Source organism: Pseudomonas sp. R9.37 (assembly GCF_963878885.1).
GTDB lineage: Bacteria > Pseudomonadota > Gammaproteobacteria > Pseudomonadales > Pseudomonadaceae > Aquipseudomonas.
Map to the genome: position 1 here is coordinate 321,312 of NZ_CAWNZA010000047.1, position 16,635 is coordinate 337,946.

Below are 16,635 nucleotides of genomic sequence, written 5' to 3' on the forward strand. Positions count from 1 at the left end.
CTGAGATATGTCTGTTTAATGACGGTTTGGCTTTATGAAGAAACATTTAGAAATGTTTGCGCCGATGAACGCGGGCTTGCCCACGTCCAGCTTCAATGTCGGGGTGTAGGCACGGGTTAAGGGTTGGTTTTGCGGGTTTTGGTCGCAGTGCAGGGGGGCGGGAAGGTTTTTTATTGTTGCAGAGGAAAAGACGGGGTCGGTGCAGCCCCGTCTCAGGCTTAGCTTTGTGCGGTGAGGTTCAGGCGACTCTTGACGACTTTTTGCAGGAGTACAGCCAATGCTTCGGTGGAGTAGGGCTTTTGCAACAGCACAAAACGCTGGGCTTCTTCCTGGGCGATACGTGCGTATTCGTCGTTGTAACCCGTGGTGAGCACCACCGGCAGCCACGGGTAGAGGGCTTCAAGCGCGTCGAGCAATTCCAGTCCGCTCATGCCCGGCATGGAAATGTCGGAGAACACCACCTGGAAGCTTTCCGGGTTTGGCGCGAGGGCCTCGAGCGCACTGTTGGCGTCCGCGACCCAAAGCACTTTGAAACCCATTTGCTCCAGGGTCTGCGAGGTGTAGAGGCCGACGTCGGGGTTGTCCTCAACCATCAGCACGCACAGGTCCGTGGCGATGGGGACGTCGTAACTGTCCTGGATGACGGGCATCAAGCCGGCCTCGACCTTGGGCAGGTACAACATAAACTGGCTGCCTTTGCCGCATTCGCTTCGCACCAGGATTTCACCGCCCGACTGCTTGGCAAAGCCGTACACCTGCGACAACCCCAGCCCGGTGCCCTGGCCAATGCCCTTGGTGGTGTAGAAGGGTTCGAAGATGGCGTCGAGCTTTTCCGGAGGAATGCCCGAACCGGTGTCGCTCAACTCAATGGTCACGTATTCGGCGACTCGCACCGGATGGGCGCGCACTGAAGGCAGCCACGTAGCGGTTGCCACCCGGATCGCCAATTGGCCATTGCCGGCCATGGCATCCCGGGCATTGACCACCATATTCACCAGGGCAGTGTCGAATTGGCTTTCATCGGCGTTGATAAAGCAGGGTTCCTGCGGCACCTCGATGGTGACCTTGACGCGTGAGCCGGTCAGGCTGTCCATCATTTCGCCCACGCGCAGTACGCTGTTGCCGACGTTGAAAACCTCCGGACGCAGCGCCTGGCGGCGCGCGAAGGTCAGCAGTTGGGCGGTCAGGCGCGCGGCGCGGTCCACGGTGCTGGCGATGGCTTCCACGTACTTGATGCGCCGCTCTTCGCTCAAAGAAGGCGTCTTGAGCAAGTCAGCGCAAGACTTGATGACCGTCAGCAGGTTATTGAAATCGTGTGCGACGCCGCCGGTGAGTTGGCCGATCGCTTCAAGCTTCTGCGATTGACGCAGGGCGTCTTCCGACAAGCGCAGGGCTTCCTTGGCTTCTTCTTCGGCCTGGATATCCCGGCCCACCGCGTGGATGTAGTCGCTGTCGGGCACGGCGGTCCAGGCGATCATGCGGTAGCTGCCATCCTGGTGGCGGTAACGGTTCTTGAAGTTGGGAAAATTCTTGCCGTCCCCCAGGCGGCTGACCGCCGAGGAGGAGACCGCGAGGTCTTCCGGGTGCACCAGGGCCAGCAGCTGGCTGCCCACCAAATCATGTTCGGTGTGGCCGAGCATGCGTGTCCAGGCCGGGTTCACCGCAGAGATGACGCCGTCGAGCTGGGCGACCAGCATCAGGTCCGGCGACAGGCGCCAGATACGATCGCGATCGCGGGTGCGCTCCATCACCCTTTGCTCAAGGGATTCGTTGAGTGTGCGCAGGGACTCTTCGGCTTCACGCAGGGCGGTGATATCACGCGAGACACACAGGATCTGTTCCGGCCGGCCGTCGCTGTCGAGGATCGGGCTGACCTGCACATGCCACCATTTCAGGTTGCCGGCCAGCGTCTCGGCGGGGCCGATGAAACTTGCGCTTTCGCCGTTTTTGGCGGCTTCTACGGCAGCCTTGGCATCCGTGTTTCCCTTGGCCTGCCAGAAGTCGGGCCAGGGGCAACCGCGGATCGCGTTGAAGTCACTGACTTCCATGATTTTCATGCCGCCTTCGCTCATGAAGGTGAGGCGGGCATCGAGGTCCAGAACCTTGATGCAATCGTTGATGCTGGCCAGAACGCGCTCGGTAAACGCTTCGCTTCTGCCCAAGCCGGTGGCGGCCAGCTCGCTTGGCTCTGAGCCGATCCCGACAGTGGTATTCATTTGAGTTTGGCCGAATGGGTTAAATGGGCCTTATCATGTCATTACGATATCTATCCCACCAGCGACTTCCGCACGTACGGTGCTGACTGGCGCCGGCAAAGCGTTGGGGTTGACGCTCAGGCATCGGGTACTCGCGACGCGTCAGCCAGATACCCTCAATGCAATCGCGCGCACCCCGTGCACACGTGTGACTGGGTTCAGCTTTCAAGGGCGGGCCGCCCAGGCGTGACGGGCAGATAAAACCGGGCGGTCACGATCAGGTTAAAAGGTCATAAAAAGACGCTTAAAAACGAGCAAAGTCTTTGAAAAATCTAGAATTGTCCGACAATCCCGTGCATGAAAAACTCTTCATAAACGCCGCGCTCGAACGTTGGTAGTTTTCCCGGCGCTGACCAATAATTCGAGTCCTAATAATGAATAACAAAACTCTTAAAGGCGCCCTGGCGCTTTGCGTTTCGCTTGCCTCTACACAACTGCTGGCCGGTGGCTTCGCCCTCAATGAACAAAGCATCAGTTCAATGGGCACCGGTTACGCCGGGCGTTCTTCCTCGGCCGACGACGCCAGCACGGTGTTTGGCAACCCGGCCGGCATGTCGCGCCTCAAGCACAATGAAGTCAGCATCGGGGCGACCTACCTGGATGCCAAAACCAACATCAAGGACGCCAGCTCCAGCCAGGGCGGCGTCGATAATCCCGGCACCAACAAGGGCGACATGGTCCCCGGCATTGCCGTGCCGATGGGTTACCTGGTCACGCCGATCGATGAGCACTGGGCGTTTGGCCTGGGGGTCTACGCACCGTTTGGCCTGGTGACCGACTATGAACACAGCTTCCAGGGCAATGGCTTTGGGAATAAGAGCAAGATTCAAGTCCTCACCGTGCAGCCGACCGTCAGCTACGCGTTCAACGACAAGGTGTCGGTAGGTTTCGGCCCGACCTTCAACAAAATCAGCGGCGAGCTTGACTCCAAGGTACCGGCGTTCGGGCTGGGGACGGAAACGGCCAAGATCAAGGGCGACGACACCGCGATGGGCCTCAACGCCGGTATCCTGGTGCAGGCGCTGGACAGTACCCGCGTCGGCCTCACCTACCATTCGCAAGTGGTGTATCACTTGAGTGGCCATACCGACGCCTCGGGCGTGCTCTCCGACCTGTTGGATGGCGGGGCACAGAAGTACGACGCCAAGCTGAATGTGACCACGCCGTCTTCCGTGGACTTTTCCGTCACTCACCAGCTGACCGATGCCTTGACCCTTTACGTGGGCAGCACCTATACCCGCTGGAGCCAGTTGAAGAAGATCACGGTGAACAATTCCGGCGTGTCCGAACTGACGGCTGAGCTGGCAGGCCTGGATTCCATCACCGAGCAGGAGCACTGGCACGACACGTGGTCCCATGCGATCGGCCTGTCGTATCAGCTCAACAAACAACTGGTGCTGCGCACCGGCTTCTCGGTGGACCAGACGCCGACCAACAACACCGACCGTTCCGTACGTATTCCTACAGGCGACCGTACCGTGTTCAGCCTCGGTGCCGGCTGGACGCCAGTGGATAACCTGACCTTTGACGTGGCCTATTCCTACCTGAAGGAAGAGCCGATCAAGATTCGCGACAACAACCCTCAGTTGGCACTGACCTACGATGCCAAGTATGAGAACAGCGCCAATGGTTTCGGGGGCTCGGTGACTTACCGCTTCTGATCGATGCAATCCGGCGGAGAGCCAGTTTTTTGGCATGGCTCTTTGCCGGTTTTGTTGACATCAATGCTGTCATTTACGGCGCGTGTTGATTAGATTGAAAGCTACTCAGCTTTTAAGACATGGACTGTCATGACTACGTTAACGCCTGTTATCGCGACCAATCCCCTTATTGTTCGGGCTGCGACCACCGCGCCTCCAGCCACCCTGGCGAACACTGTCGACGTCTCACCGACGCGGCCTTCCGCAGTGGTCAGCCTTGGCAATCCGGCAGCCGATGTCGTCGATACCTACTCTCGAAACGGTTTGTTGCCCGGCCAGGAAAGCGTGCGGACCTGGGAAAACAACAGCGATGATTCGATCACCTGGGTCATCAACTCCAGCTTCCACTCGGTCACTACGGCCAGCCGCTACAGTGGGCTGGGCGCTGCGTTGGTGGACCAATTCACCAAAGGTGGCGGTGCCGCTATTTCCCAGTCGCTGCTCAACACCACCGCTGACCGCGCCGGCGACACCGATGCAATCAAGGCGGACCAGACGCTGCTGCACAGCAAGGCCGACAACCAGGTCAGCCTCAGCATCAAGACTGCCAGCGGCAAGACGGTGACGTTCAGCCTGTCCAGCCAGAAAGATGGCCTGGGCGTACAGGCCACTGTAGAAGGCGGGGAGTTGAGCGCCGATGAACTCAAGGCCGTCGGCCAGTTGGGCAGCGCATTCCAGGCCTCGGTCGACGGGCTGACCGCCGTGCCGCCGAAACTCGACTTGAGCAAGCTGACTCAGTTCGACGCCAAGCTGCTGTCGTCGGTGGACCTCAATGCCAAGGTGAAGGCCTCGAACGGTGAGGACATTACTCTGGCCTTTCATGCCGACAGCGAGAGCCGTACCACGCGCATGAGTGGCCCGGCGGGTCAGATTGACCTCACGGTGGACCTGAGAAACGCGGCGATCCTCGGCAATGCCAAGCAGCAGGCCAAGGCGCTGCAAACCTACCTAGCGCAGTTCGACCGCGTCGAGCAGCGCGGCAGTGCCAACGCGGACCTGATGACCATGTTCAAGGACGCGTTCAGCGCCATGAACAGCAACTATCCGCCCGGGGCTGGCGCTGCGAACCCGCTGACTCATAACCCGACCGACAAAGGCTTGCTGACGGGCCTGGCTGACTTCAAGGCCTCGATCAAACAGGCGGCGGCCGCGCCCAATTCGATGCGTCGGTCGGAAGTTGAGGGCTTTTCCTACAGCGTGTCGCAGCAGACCCAGGTCAATGGCCGCAGCACGGGCGACCGCAGCGTCACCCAAAACCAGCAATCGCTGCTGTCGGCCAGCTTCCATAAAGGCCTCGACGGTGGCAAACCGCCGGTTTTTGACGGCTCTCGCGAATCGCAGAATTACCTGTATGTGCAAGTGCAGGACAAGGCCAGTAGCACCGCAACCTTCGCCTATAAAGACGGCCGACTGACGAATGCGTCCGTTACCCAATCGGCTTCCCAGAACACCCACACGCAGAAATACGTGATGGGCAACCGGGTGCAAGACAGCGTGGTGCCGAAGGAAGCCTCAACCAGGCGCGACTACCTGGCGCTGCTTGAGCACGCCGCCCAGGCGAGCAAAAAGTACAAGGATGCCTTGGAGCAGTCACCCTTGAAGGATGCCTTGGCCAACATGCATGACTCGATCCTGTTGCAGAACGATCCGGATGTGCTGATGCGCTGACGTTCGGCGTGGTCAAAGCGGGAAGGCCCAGTCATGAGCCTTCCCGTTTTTTTGCCCGACCAGCGCGCCTGTGCAGGCCAGATTAGGCTTTTGAATCGATTCGATATTCTGTAGCCTTGCGCAGCTTCACCCGTGCTTGATGAACACAATCACTTCGTCCGGCGGCGCCCGAAAGGCTCCAGAGCCGGTGGTACACTCGACTTTCGCGCAACTGCGCCTGCAGGTCTTGCGAACATGACGCAAATTTCCGAACGCCTACTGGTTCAAGCTCACCTCGACGCCAAGCAGCCCAAGGCGCTCAGCGCCGAAGAAGAGGCAAGCCTGCGTACCGCCATCGCCGCCGAGCTTAAGGCTCAGGACGCGGTGCTGGTCGCCCACTTCTACTGCGACCCGGTGATTCAGGCCCTGGCCGAAGAAACCGGCGGCTGTGTCTCCGACTCCCTGGAAATGGCCCGCTTCGGCGCAGCCCACCCGGCCAAGACCGTACTGGTCGCCGGTGTGCGTTTCATGGGCGAGACCGCCAAAATCCTCACGCCCGAAAAACGCATCCTCATGCCCACCCTGGAAGCCACCTGCTCTTTGGATCTTGGCTGCCCGGTGGAGGAATTTTCGGCGTTCTGTGATCAGCATCCCGAGCGCACGGTGGTGGTGTATGCCAACACCTCGGCGGCGGTGAAGGCGCGGGCCGATTGGGTCGTTACCTCAAGCTGCGCACTGGAAATCGTCGAAAGCCTGATGGACAACGGCGAGACGATTATCTGGGGGCCGGACAAGCACCTGGGCACCTACATTCAGCGCCAGACCGGCGCAGACATGCTGCTGTGGGACGGCGCGTGCATCGTCCACGAAGAGTTCAAGTCCAAGCAGCTCGAGGACATGAAGGCGCTGTACCCGGATGCCGCGATTCTGGTGCACCCGGAGTCGCCGACGTCGGTGATTGAATTGGCCGATGCCGTGGGTTCCACCAGCCAATTGATTGCAGCGGCCCAGCGCCTGCCGAACAAGACGTTTATCGTCGCGACCGACCGCGGCATTTTCTACAAGATGCAGCAGCTGTGCCCGGACAAGGTCTTCATCGAGGCACCGACTGCCGGCAACGGCGCGGCCTGCCGCAGTTGCGCGCATTGTCCGTGGATGGCGATGAATACACTGGAACGCACGCTGCAGTGCCTGCGCGAGGGCAGCAACGAGATCTTCGTCGAGCCGTCGGTGATTCCGCACGCGGTACGGCCGTTAAAGCGCATGCTGGACTTCACCCAGGCGGCGCGCCTCAAGCTTGCCGGCAACGCTTAATTTAATTGTAAACACGGTCAAAATGTGGGAGCTGGCTTGCCTGCGATAGCATCACCCTGGTCTGCCTGATAGACCGAGGTGCTGCATGGCAGGCAAGCCAGCTCCCACAGTTGTTTTGTGTCGCTTGGAATTACCTTTTTTGCTTCGGAATCCGCACCAGCTGCGTATCCGAATAGATGTCATGCCAGCTGCGTTTTTGCTTATCAAACAGCGACCAGATAAAACCCAGCCCTACGCACAACCACGACGCAATCGACACCACAAACCGCAACAGCGCCTGCCATAGGCTGATCCGCGAGCCGTCGGCGTTCTGCACGCGCACGCCCCACACCTGCATGCCCAGGGTCTGGCCGGAATAGGTCCAGAACTTGGCGAAAAAACCAAATAACACAAAAAACAGAATCGTCGACAGCAACGGGTCACCGTCCAGTGCGCCGGACTCGGTGAGTGCGCGCATCTTCGCCTCGCCGATAAAGGCCATCCACACCAGCTTGTAGATAAACGCCGTGACGATCAGCAAGGCAGTGCACAGGAGAAAGTCATAAAACATCGCTGCCAGGCGACGGCCCAGGCCAACGGCGGGAAACTCGCCTTGGGGGCTCAGCAGGGGTTTGGACATGGCAGTCTCTCTAGAGGAAAAAGCCATTTTACGAGCAAACGCTTATAAAAAAGCCCCTGATGTCACCATCAGGGGCTTTTTGTCGCAGCAAGGATCAGCCTTCTGCTTGTACTTCGTCAGCCTGCATGCCTTTCTGGCCTTGCACGGCGACGAACGTCACTTTCTGGCCTTCTTTGAGGCTCTTGAAGCCGTTGCCCTGAATAGCGCGGAAGTGCACGAACAGATCCGGACCGCTTTCTGGAGTGATAAAACCAAACCCTTTCTCGTCGTTAAACCACTTGACGGTACCGCTCTGACGATCAGCCATTTTCTTATTTCCTTGACGCAAAAAAATTAATGACAGCCCCTTTCACATGAAAGAGTACTGGGCTGAGTTGCAGGAAAGTAAGAGACGTCGAACGGGTTGTAGCAAACTTTGGCTACTGCCCAGGTCCAGGTTCAAAGCGACCCATGCAAACACAGTGGGCAAACTCTACGCCAACTAACAGAGAAAAAACAAGCCCCGCCAAAAGCCCAGCGTTTGCTTGGCTTCATGACTGTTTGATGGGTAATGTGGATCCCGTTTATTCGATAGAGTTGATCACTTGTTATAGGTTGTCCGCTATTACATTGACTATCGTCAATGCACTGTTTTATGGCGGTTGCGTTACAGTTTAGTGCACGTTAACGCAACCGCGTTACTTATAGGAACAGTCAATCAGCCACGGAAGTAACGTTGTGGCACGAATGGCATTTTACTTACACGTAATGGCACCTTTTTCCCACGTACCAACGCAGACACTTCGGTGTCCAGTGCGATGAATGCGCTGTCCAGGTAACCCATGGCCAGCGGGCCGCCCAAGGTCGGGCCAAAGCCGCCGCTGCACACGCTGCCGATCACGGTGCCCTGCGCATCGACGATCTCTGCACCTTCACGCACCGGGGTGCGTTCCTGTGGCAGCAGGCCGACACGCTTGCGGCTCACACCGGCTTGTTGCTGGGTGAAAATGCGGTCGGCGCCAGGGAAGCCACCGGCACGCGCGCCATCGGCACGGCGAGCCTTGGAGATGGCCCACAACAGGCTGGCCTCAATCGGCGTGGTGTCGGTGTTCATGTCGTGGCCGTAGAGGCACAGACCGGCTTCCAGGCGCAGCGAGTCACGGGCGCCCAGGCCGATGGCCTGCACTTCGGTCTCGGCCAGCAGGCTGCGCGCCAGGCTCTCGGCGTTGGCGGCGGGCACGGAGATTTCAAACCCGTCTTCGCCGGTGTAGCCGGAACGGCTGACATAGCAGTCCACACCCAGCAGGCGCAGGGTGGCGAACTGCATGAAAGTCATCTTGGTCACTTCCGGCGCCAGGCGCGCCAGTACCTTCACCGCCGCCGGGCCTTGCAGGGCCAGCAGGGCGCGCTCTTCAAACAGCGGCTCGATCGTGCACTGCTCGCCAATGTGTTGGCGCAGGTGCGCCAGGTCCTGATCCTTGCAAGCGGCGTTGACCACCAGGAACAGTTCGTCGTTACCCAGGTTGGCCACCATCAGGTCGTCAAGAATGCCGCCCTGATCGTTGGTGAACATCGCGTAGCGCTGCATGCCCACCGGCAGGTCGATGATGTCGACGGGCACGAGGGTTTCCAGGGTCTTGGCGGCATCCGCGCCGGTCAGGCGGATCTGGCCCATGTGCGACACGTCGAACAACCCGGCCTGTTCACGGGTGTGAAGGTGTTCCTTCATCACGCCCAGTGGGTATTGCACCGGCATGTCGTAGCCGGCGAAGGGCACCATGCGCGCGCCCAGCTCAAGGTGCAGCGCATGCAGTGGAGTTTTCAACAGGGTTTGGGTGGACATATTCAGCTCCTGAAAAACGTGCGGACGCGCTGTTAGGCGTCAGCACTCGATAATGTTGACCGCCAAACCGCCACGGGCGGTTTCCTTGTATTTGCTTTTCATGTCGGCGCCGGTCTGGCGCATGGTGCGGATGACTTTATCCAGCGAGACGAAATGCTGCCCGTCACCGCGCAAGGCCATGCGGACCGCATTGATCGCCTTGACCGAGCCCATCGCATTGCGCTCGATGCACGGCACCTGCACCAACCCGCCAATCGGGTCGCAGGTCAGGCCGAGGTTGTGTTCCATGCCGATCTCGGCGGCGTTCTCCACTTGAGACACGCTGCCGCCCAGCACTTCACACAGTGCGCCGGCTGCCATCGAACAGGCCACGCCGACCTCGCCCTGGCAGCCGACTTCGGCGCCTGAGATCGAGGCGTTTTCCTTGTACAAAATCCCGATGGCGGCGGCGGTGAGTAAAAAGCGCACCACGCCGTCTTCATTGGCGCCGGGGATAAAGCGCATGTAGTAATGCAAAACCGCCGGCACAATCCCGGCCGCGCCGTTGGTGGGCGCCGTGACCACGCGGCCGCCGTTGGCGTTTTCTTCGTTGACCGCCAGCGCGTACAGGTTGACCCAGTCGAGCACCGACAACGGGTCGCGCAGCGCCGACTCGGGGTTCTTGCACAGCTGTCGATGCAACGCGGCAGCGCGGCGCTTGACCTTCAAACCGCCGGGCAAGATGCCTTCATTGCGACAACCCGCATCCACACAGTCCTGCATGACCTGCCAGATGTTCAGCAAGCCAGCGCGGGTTTCCGCTTCCGGGCGCCAGGCACTTTCATTGGTCAGCATCACCTGGCTGATCGACAGCCCATAGGTGGCGCAATGCCCAAGCAAGTCCTTGGCGTGTTTGAAGGGGAAGGTCAGCGGCGTGGTGTCTTCGACAATCCGGTCGGCGCCGGCCGCGTCTTCGTCCACCACAAACCCGCCACCGACCGAGTAGTACTCGCGGCTGCGGATCTGGATGCCGGCGGCGTCGAAGGCCCGAAAAATCATGCCGTTGGGATGGTAGGCGAGGGGTTTGCGAATCATCGCCAAATGTTCTTTCTCGTTGAACGCAATGCTGTGTTCACCGAGCAGGTTCAAGCGGCCGTCGCTGCGCATTTGCGCCAGGCGTGCAGCCACGGTTTCAGTGTTCACGGTGTCCGGGTGTTCGCCTTCCAGGCCCAGCAACACGGCCTTGTCGCTGCCATGGCCTTTGCCGGTGGCGCCCAGCGAGCCATAGAGTTCCACCTTGATGCCGGTGGTGGCGCTCAACAGGTTGTCGCGCTTGAGGCCCTCGACGAAGCGAGCGGCGGCGCGCATCGGGCCAACGGTGTGGGAACTGGAGGGGCCGATGCCAATCTTGAACAGGTCGAACACGCTAAGGGACATGGTTGTTCTCCGGTTTCTTATTATTTTTGAAGACTGGCTCGGTTCAAATGTGGGAGCGGGCTTGCTCGCGAAGGCGTTGGTTCAGTCACCAGATGTATCAACTGGTACACCGCATTCGCGAGCAAGCCCGCTCCCACATTTTTGACCGTGTTCCTCCAGTCAGATCAGGCGTAGCTCTCGATCGACGGGCACGCACACACCAGATTGCGGTCGCCAAACACGTTGTCGACTCGGCCAACCGGCGGCCAGTACTTGCCCTCAATCAACGACGCAACCGGGTACACCGCTTGTTCACGGCTGTACGGGTGGCTCCATTCGCCGACGATTTCAGCGGCCGTGTGCGGCGCGTTTTTCAGCGGGTTGTCGTCCTTGTCCAGCGTGCCGTTTTCCACCGCGCGGATTTCTTCGCGGATGGCAATCATCGCGTCACAGAAGCGGTCCAGTTCTTCCTTGGATTCACTTTCGGTCGGCTCGATCATCAACGTGCCGGCCACCGGGAACGACATGGTCGGTGCATGGAAACCAAAATCGATCAGGCGCTTGGCCACGTCGTCCACGCTGATGCCGCTGCTGTCTTTCAACGGGCGCAGGTCCAGGATGCACTCGTGCGCCACCAGGCCATTGCTGCCGGTGTAGAGCACCGGGTAGTGCTCTTCGAGACGACGGGAAATGTAGTTGGCATTCAGGATCGCCAGTTGGGACGCACGCTTGAGGCCCGCGCCGCCCATCATGCTGATGTACATCCAGGTGATCGGCAGGATGCTCGCGCTGCCAAATGGCGCCGCGCACACCGCGCCTTCCTTGCGTTCCATGGCCGCGTGGCCTGGCAGGAACGGGGTCAGGTGCGATTTGACGCCAATCGGGCCAACACCCGGGCCGCCACCGCCGTGCGGGATGCAGAAGGTTTTGTGCAGGTTCAGGTGGGACACGTCGCCGCCGAACTTGCCCGGTGCGCACAGGCCGACCATGGCGTTCATGTTGGCGCCGTCGATGTACACCTGGCCGCCGTTGTCGTGAATGATCCCGCAGATTTCGCGGATGCCTTCTTCGAACACGCCGTGGGTGGACGGGTAGGTGATCATCAGCGCGGCGAGGTGCTCGCGGTGCTCGATGGCCTTGGCGCGCAGGTCTTCGATGTCGACGTTGCCGCGTGCATCGCAGGCGGTTACGACCACGCGCATACCGGCCATGTTGGCGGTCGCGGGGTTGGTGCCGTGGGCCGACGACGGGATCAGGCAGATGTCGCGGCGCGCTTCGCCACGGCTCTGGTGATAGGCACGAATCGCCAGCAGGCCGGCGTACTCGCCCTGGGAGCCGGCGTTCGGCTGCAGCGAGATGGCGTCGTAACCGGTGGCCGCGCACAGCATGGCTTCCAGCTCGGACGTCAGTTGCAGGTAGCCAGCGCTTTGCTCGGCCGGGGCGAAGGGGTGCAGGGCACCGAACTCGGCCCAGGTCACCGGGATCATTTCGCTGGCGGCGTTGAGCTTCATGGTGCACGAGCCCAGCGGGATCATGGTGCGGTCCAGCGCCAGGTCCTTGTCGGCCAGCTTGCGCAGGTAGCGCATCAGCTCGGTTTCGGAGTGATAACGGTTGAACACCGGGTGGCTGAGGATCGGCGACTGGCGCAGCAGCGCGGCCGGCAGGGTGCTTTGAACGTTGGCGTCGAATTCCGGCAGGGCTTTGCCGTCCGCGAAGATCGACCACAAGGCTTCGATATCCGCCTGGGTGGTGGTTTCGTCAACCGACAGGCCCAGGCGCTCAGCATCCACCACACGCAGGTTGATGCGCTGGGCGCGCGCCTTGTCGTGCAGGGCCGCGGTGTTGGCGCCGGTGTTGAGGGTCAGGGTGTCGAAGAAGTGTGTTTGCTCAACCTTCAGGCCCAGCGCGCTCAGGCCTTTGGCGAGAATCGCGGTCAGGTGATGAATGCGGTTGGCGATCTGGGTCAGGCCTTTGGGGCCGTGGTACACGGCGTACATGCTGGCGATGTTGGCGAGCAGCACTTGCGCGGTACAGATGTTGCTGGTGGCCTTCTCGCGGCGGATATGTTGCTCGCGGGTCTGCATGGCCAGGCGCAGGGCCGGCTTGCCGAAACGGTCGACGGACACGCCGACCAGACGGCCCGGCATGTCGCGCTTGAACGCATCCTTGGTGGAGAAATACGCCGCGTGCGGGCCACCAAAGCCCAGCGGTACGCCGAAGCGTTGTGCGCTGCCGATGGCCACGTCGGCACCGAATTCACCCGGCGGGGTCAGCAGGGTCAGGGCCAGCAGGTCGGCGGCGACCGCGACCAGGGCATTGGCAGCGTGGAAACGTTCGGTCAGTTCACGGTAATCAAACACGTCACCGTTGCTGGCCGGGTATTGCAGCAGGGCGCCGAAGAATGCGCTGACGTCGGTCAGTTCACGCTCGTCGCCCACGACCACGTCGATACCCAGCGGCTCGGCACGGGTGCGCAGCACGTCGAGGGTTTGCGGGTGGCTGTGGATCGAGGCGAAGAAGGCGTTGCTGCCCTTGTTCTTGCTCAGGCGCTTGCAGAAGGTCATGGCTTCGGCGGCGGCGGTGGCTTCGTCGAGCAAGGACGCGTTGGCGATCGGCAGGCCGGTGAGGTCGCTGATCAGGGTCTGGAAGTTCAGCAGCGCTTCCAGGCGGCCTTGGGAAATCTCGGGTTGGTACGGGGTGTAGGCGGTGTACCAGGCCGGGTTTTCCAGCAGGTTGCGCAGGATCGGCGACGGCGTGTGGCAGTTGTAGTAGCCCTGGCCGATGTAGGTCTTGAACAGTTGGTTCTGGCTGGCGATGGCCTTGATCTTGGCCAGGGCCTGAGCTTCGCTCAAGCCGTCTTCCAGTCCGAGCACGCTGGTGCCCTTGATGCTTTCCGGGATCACGCTGGCGCTCAGAGCTTCGAGAGAGTCAAAGCCCAGCTTTGCGAGCATTTGCTGCTCGTCTTCCTGGCGTGGGCCGATATGACGGGCGATGAATTCGTTGGCGGTGCTGAGATTGATCGTCATGGCGCGCTCCTCAGGCTTGGGCGTTGGCTTTGATCAGGCGGTCGTACGCATCCTGATCCAACAGCTTAGCCACTGCGTCGGCATCGGCGGGTTTAAAGCGGAAGAACCAGCCTTCGCCCATCGGGTCTTCGTTGACCAGTTCCGGGCTGTCGCTGAGTTTGTCGTTTACGTCGAGAACTTCGCCGTCCAGCGGCATGTACACGCCGCTCGCTGCCTTGACCGACTCAACGGTGGAGGCTTCTGCGCCCTTGGCGTAAACCTGCAACTCCGGCAGTTGCACGAAAACCACATCACCCAGCGCGTTTTGCGCAAAAGCGGTGATGCCCACGGTGACGCTGCCATCGGCTTCGGCGCGCAGCCATTCGTGATCTTCAGTGAAACGCAACTCGCTCATGGAAACTCCTCGGGGCCAGATTCGTCTGGTGGACGGGATTGGAATAATGAGGAGTTACTTAGCAATATCGCGGCCAATGTTATTAATTCGTTATAAATCAACGATTTAATAAAATCGGTGAGGAGTTGGAAAGATTGGCCTGTAGCGATTTCGCTACAGCTGGGCCGCTGAAAAAAAGCCTATGTGGATCAAAGCCTTGCATGGCGCGCAAAAAACAGGGTTGTAGCGATATCGTTACGCTGTAGCGCTTTCAGTACACTGGATGTCGTTCTCAGACTAGATTTGGCATGCAATCCATTGTGGGAGCGGGCTTGCTCGCGAAAGCAGTGTGTCAGTCAGCACATCTGTTACTGACCCACCGCTTTCGCGAGCAAGCCCGCTCCCACCTATAGATCGAGTGCGTTCAGGGCTTGTTGGGAATGCCGTACTTGCGCAGGCGGTGGGCAATCGCGGTGTGCGAAGTCTGCAGGCGGCTCGCCAGTTGGCGGGTCGAGGGGTAACTGGCGTAGAGCTTTTCCAGCAGGCTGCGCTCGAAGTCTTCCACTGCTTGTTCGAGGCTGTCGACTTCACCGTCGCTTTGGCGCGCCACTGACGTGCCGGCGATGTCCAGGTCGCCGATGTCCACCAAACTGCTTTCGCAAATCGCGGCGGCGCGGAAGATCACGTTTTGCAGCTGCCGAACGTTGCCCGGCCAGCGGTTTCCCAACAGCGCCGGATAAGTGCCCGGCGCCAGGCGGCACACCGGGCGCTGGATCTGCGCGCAGGCCTGCTGCATGAAGTAGCGGGCGAGCAGCAAGATGTCCTGGCCGCGCTCGCGCAACGGCGGCACTTCGACGTTGAGCACATTGAGGCGGTAGAACAGGTCTTCACGAAAGGTGCCTTCGCTGACCATCTTTTCCAGGTCGCGGTGGGTGGCGCTGAGGATGCGCACATTGACCTTTACTTCGCGGTCGCCGCCGACGCGCCGGAAGCTGCCGTCGTTGAGAAAACGCAGCAGCTTGGCCTGCAAATACGGTGACATCTCGCCGATTTCATCCAGAAACACCGTGCCTTGGTTGGCCAGCTCCATCAGCCCCGGCTTGCCGCCGCGCTGCGCGCCGGTAAAGGCGCCGGGGGCGTAGCCGAACAGTTCACTCTCGGCGAGGTTTTCCGGCAGCGCCGCGCAGTTCAAGGCCAGAAACGGCGCACTGTGGCGCGCGCTGATGGCGTGACAGGCCCGCGCGACCAGCTCTTTGCCGGTGCCGGTTTCGCCTTGGATCAACAGCGGCGCATCGAGTGCGGCGACGCGCTGCGCACGCGCCTTGAGGGTGCGGATCACCGGTGACTCGCCCAACAACGCATCAAAGCCTTCGGCATGGTCATGGTGCAGCGCCGACAGTTGCTCGCCGATGCGGTTGGGCTGGTACAGCGTCAGCAGGGCGCCGGCGTCGGTGATCGGCGTGGCGTCCAGTAAAAAGGTCTGGCCGTTGACGCTGATTTCGCGCAGCGGCAGGCGAAAGCCGTGTTCCAGCAAGGTCTCCAGCAGCGCCGCGTCGTTGAACAGCTCGCTGATGCTTTCCCCCGCCGGCTCACGGCCGTACAGGGCGATCAGCGCCGGGTTGGCCAGCAGGATCTTGCCGGCACTGTCCAGCGCCAGCACCGGGTCGGTCATGGCCGCCAGCAGGGCATCGAGTTGCAGGTGGCGGCGTTGGCCGGGGAGGATGTCCACCACCGTGACCGCCTGTACACCGTGCACGCTGAACAGCGCGTCGCGCAGTTCTTCGAGTACCTCGGCGCTCAGCGTCGGCGCATCGATGTAGACGTTGGGCGGCACCATCTCCACCGCATCCAGGTTGAGATTGCGCCCACCGAGCAGGGCCAGGACTTCCTGGGTAATGCCGACGCGGTCGATGAAGCTGACGTGGATACGCATGGGGCGGTTAACGATTCTGGGGAGCGTGAGGCGGCAAGTATGCCTTGGCGCTGAGGGAGATCAAAATGTGGGAGCGGGCTTGCTCGCGAATGCGGTGCACCAGTCGCTTGATTCATTGACTGAAAGACCACATTCGCGAGCAAGCCCGCTCCCACATGGAGGGTGTTGTGTCAGTGCGAACGTGTTATCCCAAGTGCTCGGGCTTGACCGGATCCCCGGCCTTCACATCCAGCTGATGCCGTACGTCCTCAAACATCAAGTCGTACTGCTTGTGCATCTGGCCGTTAAGCGTCGCGATCTTGGGCATGCCATATTTCTGCGCGATGTTCATCGCATGGCGCGCAAAATCAAAGGCCTGGTCCTTGGGCAAAAAGAATTCCTCCTTGAGGTCCTTGCCCTGCACCGAACCGTGCAGCTTGAAGAGCATTCCCTTGCCTTCCTTTGGGTCCTGGCTGACCTCGTAGTCGATACACAGGTTGTAGCTGTAGTCATCCTTGTTGAGCGCGTGACGTTCGACGTGCAAGTGACCGGGTTCAAAGGTGGCCATAGGC

The 16,635-nt window shown here is 60.5% G+C and carries 12 protein-coding genes; 3 read left to right on the top strand and 9 right to left on the bottom strand.

Annotated elements, in window-relative coordinates; all coding sequences use genetic code 11:
* Positions 1-218: 218 nt before the first annotated feature.
* Positions 219-2,216 (bottom strand): hybrid sensor histidine kinase/response regulator, encoded by a 1,998-nt coding sequence (locus tag AACU78_RS25420; protein ID WP_234452525.1) that lies wholly within the window; start codon positions 2,214-2,216, stop codon positions 219-221.
* 413 nt (positions 2,217-2,629) lie between these two features.
* Here AACU78_RS25420 and AACU78_RS25425 point away from each other — a divergent pair, with 413 nt between their 5' ends.
* The 3 genes from AACU78_RS25425 to nadA all read left to right on the top strand — a co-directional run bounded on the left by AACU78_RS25425 (position 2,630) and on the right by nadA (position 6,916).
* Positions 2,630-3,916, top strand: a complete 1,287-nt coding sequence (locus AACU78_RS25425; protein WP_106578395.1) for an OmpP1/FadL family transporter — start codon at positions 2,630-2,632, stop codon at positions 3,914-3,916.
* A gap of 129 nt (positions 3,917-4,045) precedes the next feature.
* Positions 4,046-5,623, top strand: a complete 1,578-nt coding sequence (locus AACU78_RS25430) for a lactate dehydrogenase (protein WP_256586978.1) — start codon at positions 4,046-4,048, stop codon at positions 5,621-5,623.
* A 234-nt stretch (positions 5,624-5,857) separates the two neighbouring features.
* The gene (gene nadA / locus AACU78_RS25435) at positions 5,858-6,916 is read left to right on the top strand and encodes a quinolinate synthase NadA (RefSeq protein ID WP_106578396.1); all 1,059 of its coding nucleotides are present in this window, start codon (positions 5,858-5,860) and stop codon (positions 6,914-6,916) included.
* A 130-nt stretch (positions 6,917-7,046) separates the two neighbouring features.
* Here nadA and AACU78_RS25440 read toward each other — a convergent pair whose 3' ends face one another.
* The 8 genes from AACU78_RS25440 to AACU78_RS25475 form a co-directional block, all read right to left on the bottom strand.
* Positions 7,047-7,535: an RDD family protein gene (locus AACU78_RS25440; protein WP_106578397.1), complete on the bottom strand. Its 489-nt coding sequence runs from the start codon at positions 7,533-7,535 to the stop codon at positions 7,047-7,049.
* A gap of 94 nt (positions 7,536-7,629) precedes the next feature.
* On the bottom strand, positions 7,630-7,842 hold the full coding sequence (locus AACU78_RS25445) for a cold-shock protein (protein WP_014339904.1): 213 nt from the start codon (positions 7,840-7,842) through the stop codon (positions 7,630-7,632).
* Between the two features lie 390 nt (positions 7,843-8,232).
* Positions 8,233-9,357 carry a glycine cleavage system aminomethyltransferase GcvT gene (gene gcvT / locus AACU78_RS25450; RefSeq protein WP_106578398.1) on the bottom strand — a complete coding sequence of 375 codons (1,125 nt, stop codon included), beginning with the start codon at positions 9,355-9,357 and terminating at the stop codon, positions 8,233-8,235.
* Positions 9,358-9,396: 39 nt separating this feature from the next.
* A complete protein-coding gene (locus tag AACU78_RS25455) occupies positions 9,397-10,773 on the bottom strand; it encodes an L-serine ammonia-lyase (protein ID WP_106578399.1) in 1,377 nt (458 codons plus the stop codon).
* Positions 10,774-10,937: 164 nt separating this feature from the next.
* Complete coding sequence (gcvP, locus tag AACU78_RS25460; RefSeq protein ID WP_106578400.1) at positions 10,938-13,778, bottom strand: aminomethyl-transferring glycine dehydrogenase; 2,841 nt, start codon at positions 13,776-13,778, stop codon at positions 10,938-10,940.
* 10 nt (positions 13,779-13,788) lie between these two features.
* Complete coding sequence (gene gcvH / locus AACU78_RS25465; RefSeq protein ID WP_106578401.1) at positions 13,789-14,172, bottom strand: glycine cleavage system protein GcvH; 384 nt, start codon at positions 14,170-14,172, stop codon at positions 13,789-13,791.
* Positions 14,173-14,575: 403 nt separating this feature from the next.
* A complete protein-coding gene (locus AACU78_RS25470; protein WP_106578402.1) occupies positions 14,576-16,084 on the bottom strand; it encodes a sigma-54-dependent transcriptional regulator in 1,509 nt (502 codons plus the stop codon).
* A gap of 184 nt (positions 16,085-16,268) precedes the next feature.
* Positions 16,269-16,631, bottom strand: coding sequence for a DUF5064 family protein (locus tag AACU78_RS25475; protein WP_106578403.1), 363 nt, complete (start codon positions 16,629-16,631; stop codon positions 16,269-16,271).
* Positions 16,632-16,635: the final 4 nt, after the last annotated feature.

Excerpts from the sequence above, each read along its gene's own strand:
- AACU78_RS25475 (WP_106578403.1), bottom strand. The coding sequence starts at position 16,631 with ATGGCCACCTTTGAACCCGGTCACTTGCACGTCGAACGTCACGCGCTC.
- gcvT (WP_106578398.1), bottom strand. The coding sequence starts at position 9,357 with ATGTCCACCCAAACCCTGTTGAAAACTCCACTGCATGCGCTGCACCTT.
- AACU78_RS25470 (WP_106578402.1), bottom strand. The coding sequence starts at position 16,084 with ATGCGTATCCACGTCAGCTTCATCGACCGCGTCGGCATTACCCAGGAA.
- AACU78_RS25420 (WP_234452525.1), bottom strand. The coding sequence starts at position 2,216 with ATGAATACCACTGTCGGGATCGGCTCAGAGCCAAGCGAGCTGGCCGCC.
- gcvH (WP_106578401.1), bottom strand. The coding sequence starts at position 14,172 with ATGAGCGAGTTGCGTTTCACTGAAGATCACGAATGGCTGCGCGCCGAA.
- AACU78_RS25430 (WP_256586978.1), top strand. The coding sequence starts at position 4,046 with ATGACTACGTTAACGCCTGTTATCGCGACCAATCCCCTTATTGTTCGG.
- AACU78_RS25440 (WP_106578397.1), bottom strand. The coding sequence starts at position 7,535 with ATGTCCAAACCCCTGCTGAGCCCCCAAGGCGAGTTTCCCGCCGTTGGC.
- AACU78_RS25455 (WP_106578399.1), bottom strand. The coding sequence starts at position 10,773 with ATGTCCCTTAGCGTGTTCGACCTGTTCAAGATTGGCATCGGCCCCTCC.
- gcvP (WP_106578400.1), bottom strand. The coding sequence starts at position 13,778 with ATGACGATCAATCTCAGCACCGCCAACGAATTCATCGCCCGTCATATC.
- AACU78_RS25425 (WP_106578395.1), top strand. The coding sequence starts at position 2,630 with ATGAATAACAAAACTCTTAAAGGCGCCCTGGCGCTTTGCGTTTCGCTT.
- nadA (WP_106578396.1), top strand. The coding sequence starts at position 5,858 with ATGACGCAAATTTCCGAACGCCTACTGGTTCAAGCTCACCTCGACGCC.
- AACU78_RS25445 (WP_014339904.1), bottom strand. The coding sequence starts at position 7,842 with ATGGCTGATCGTCAGAGCGGTACCGTCAAGTGGTTTAACGACGAGAAA.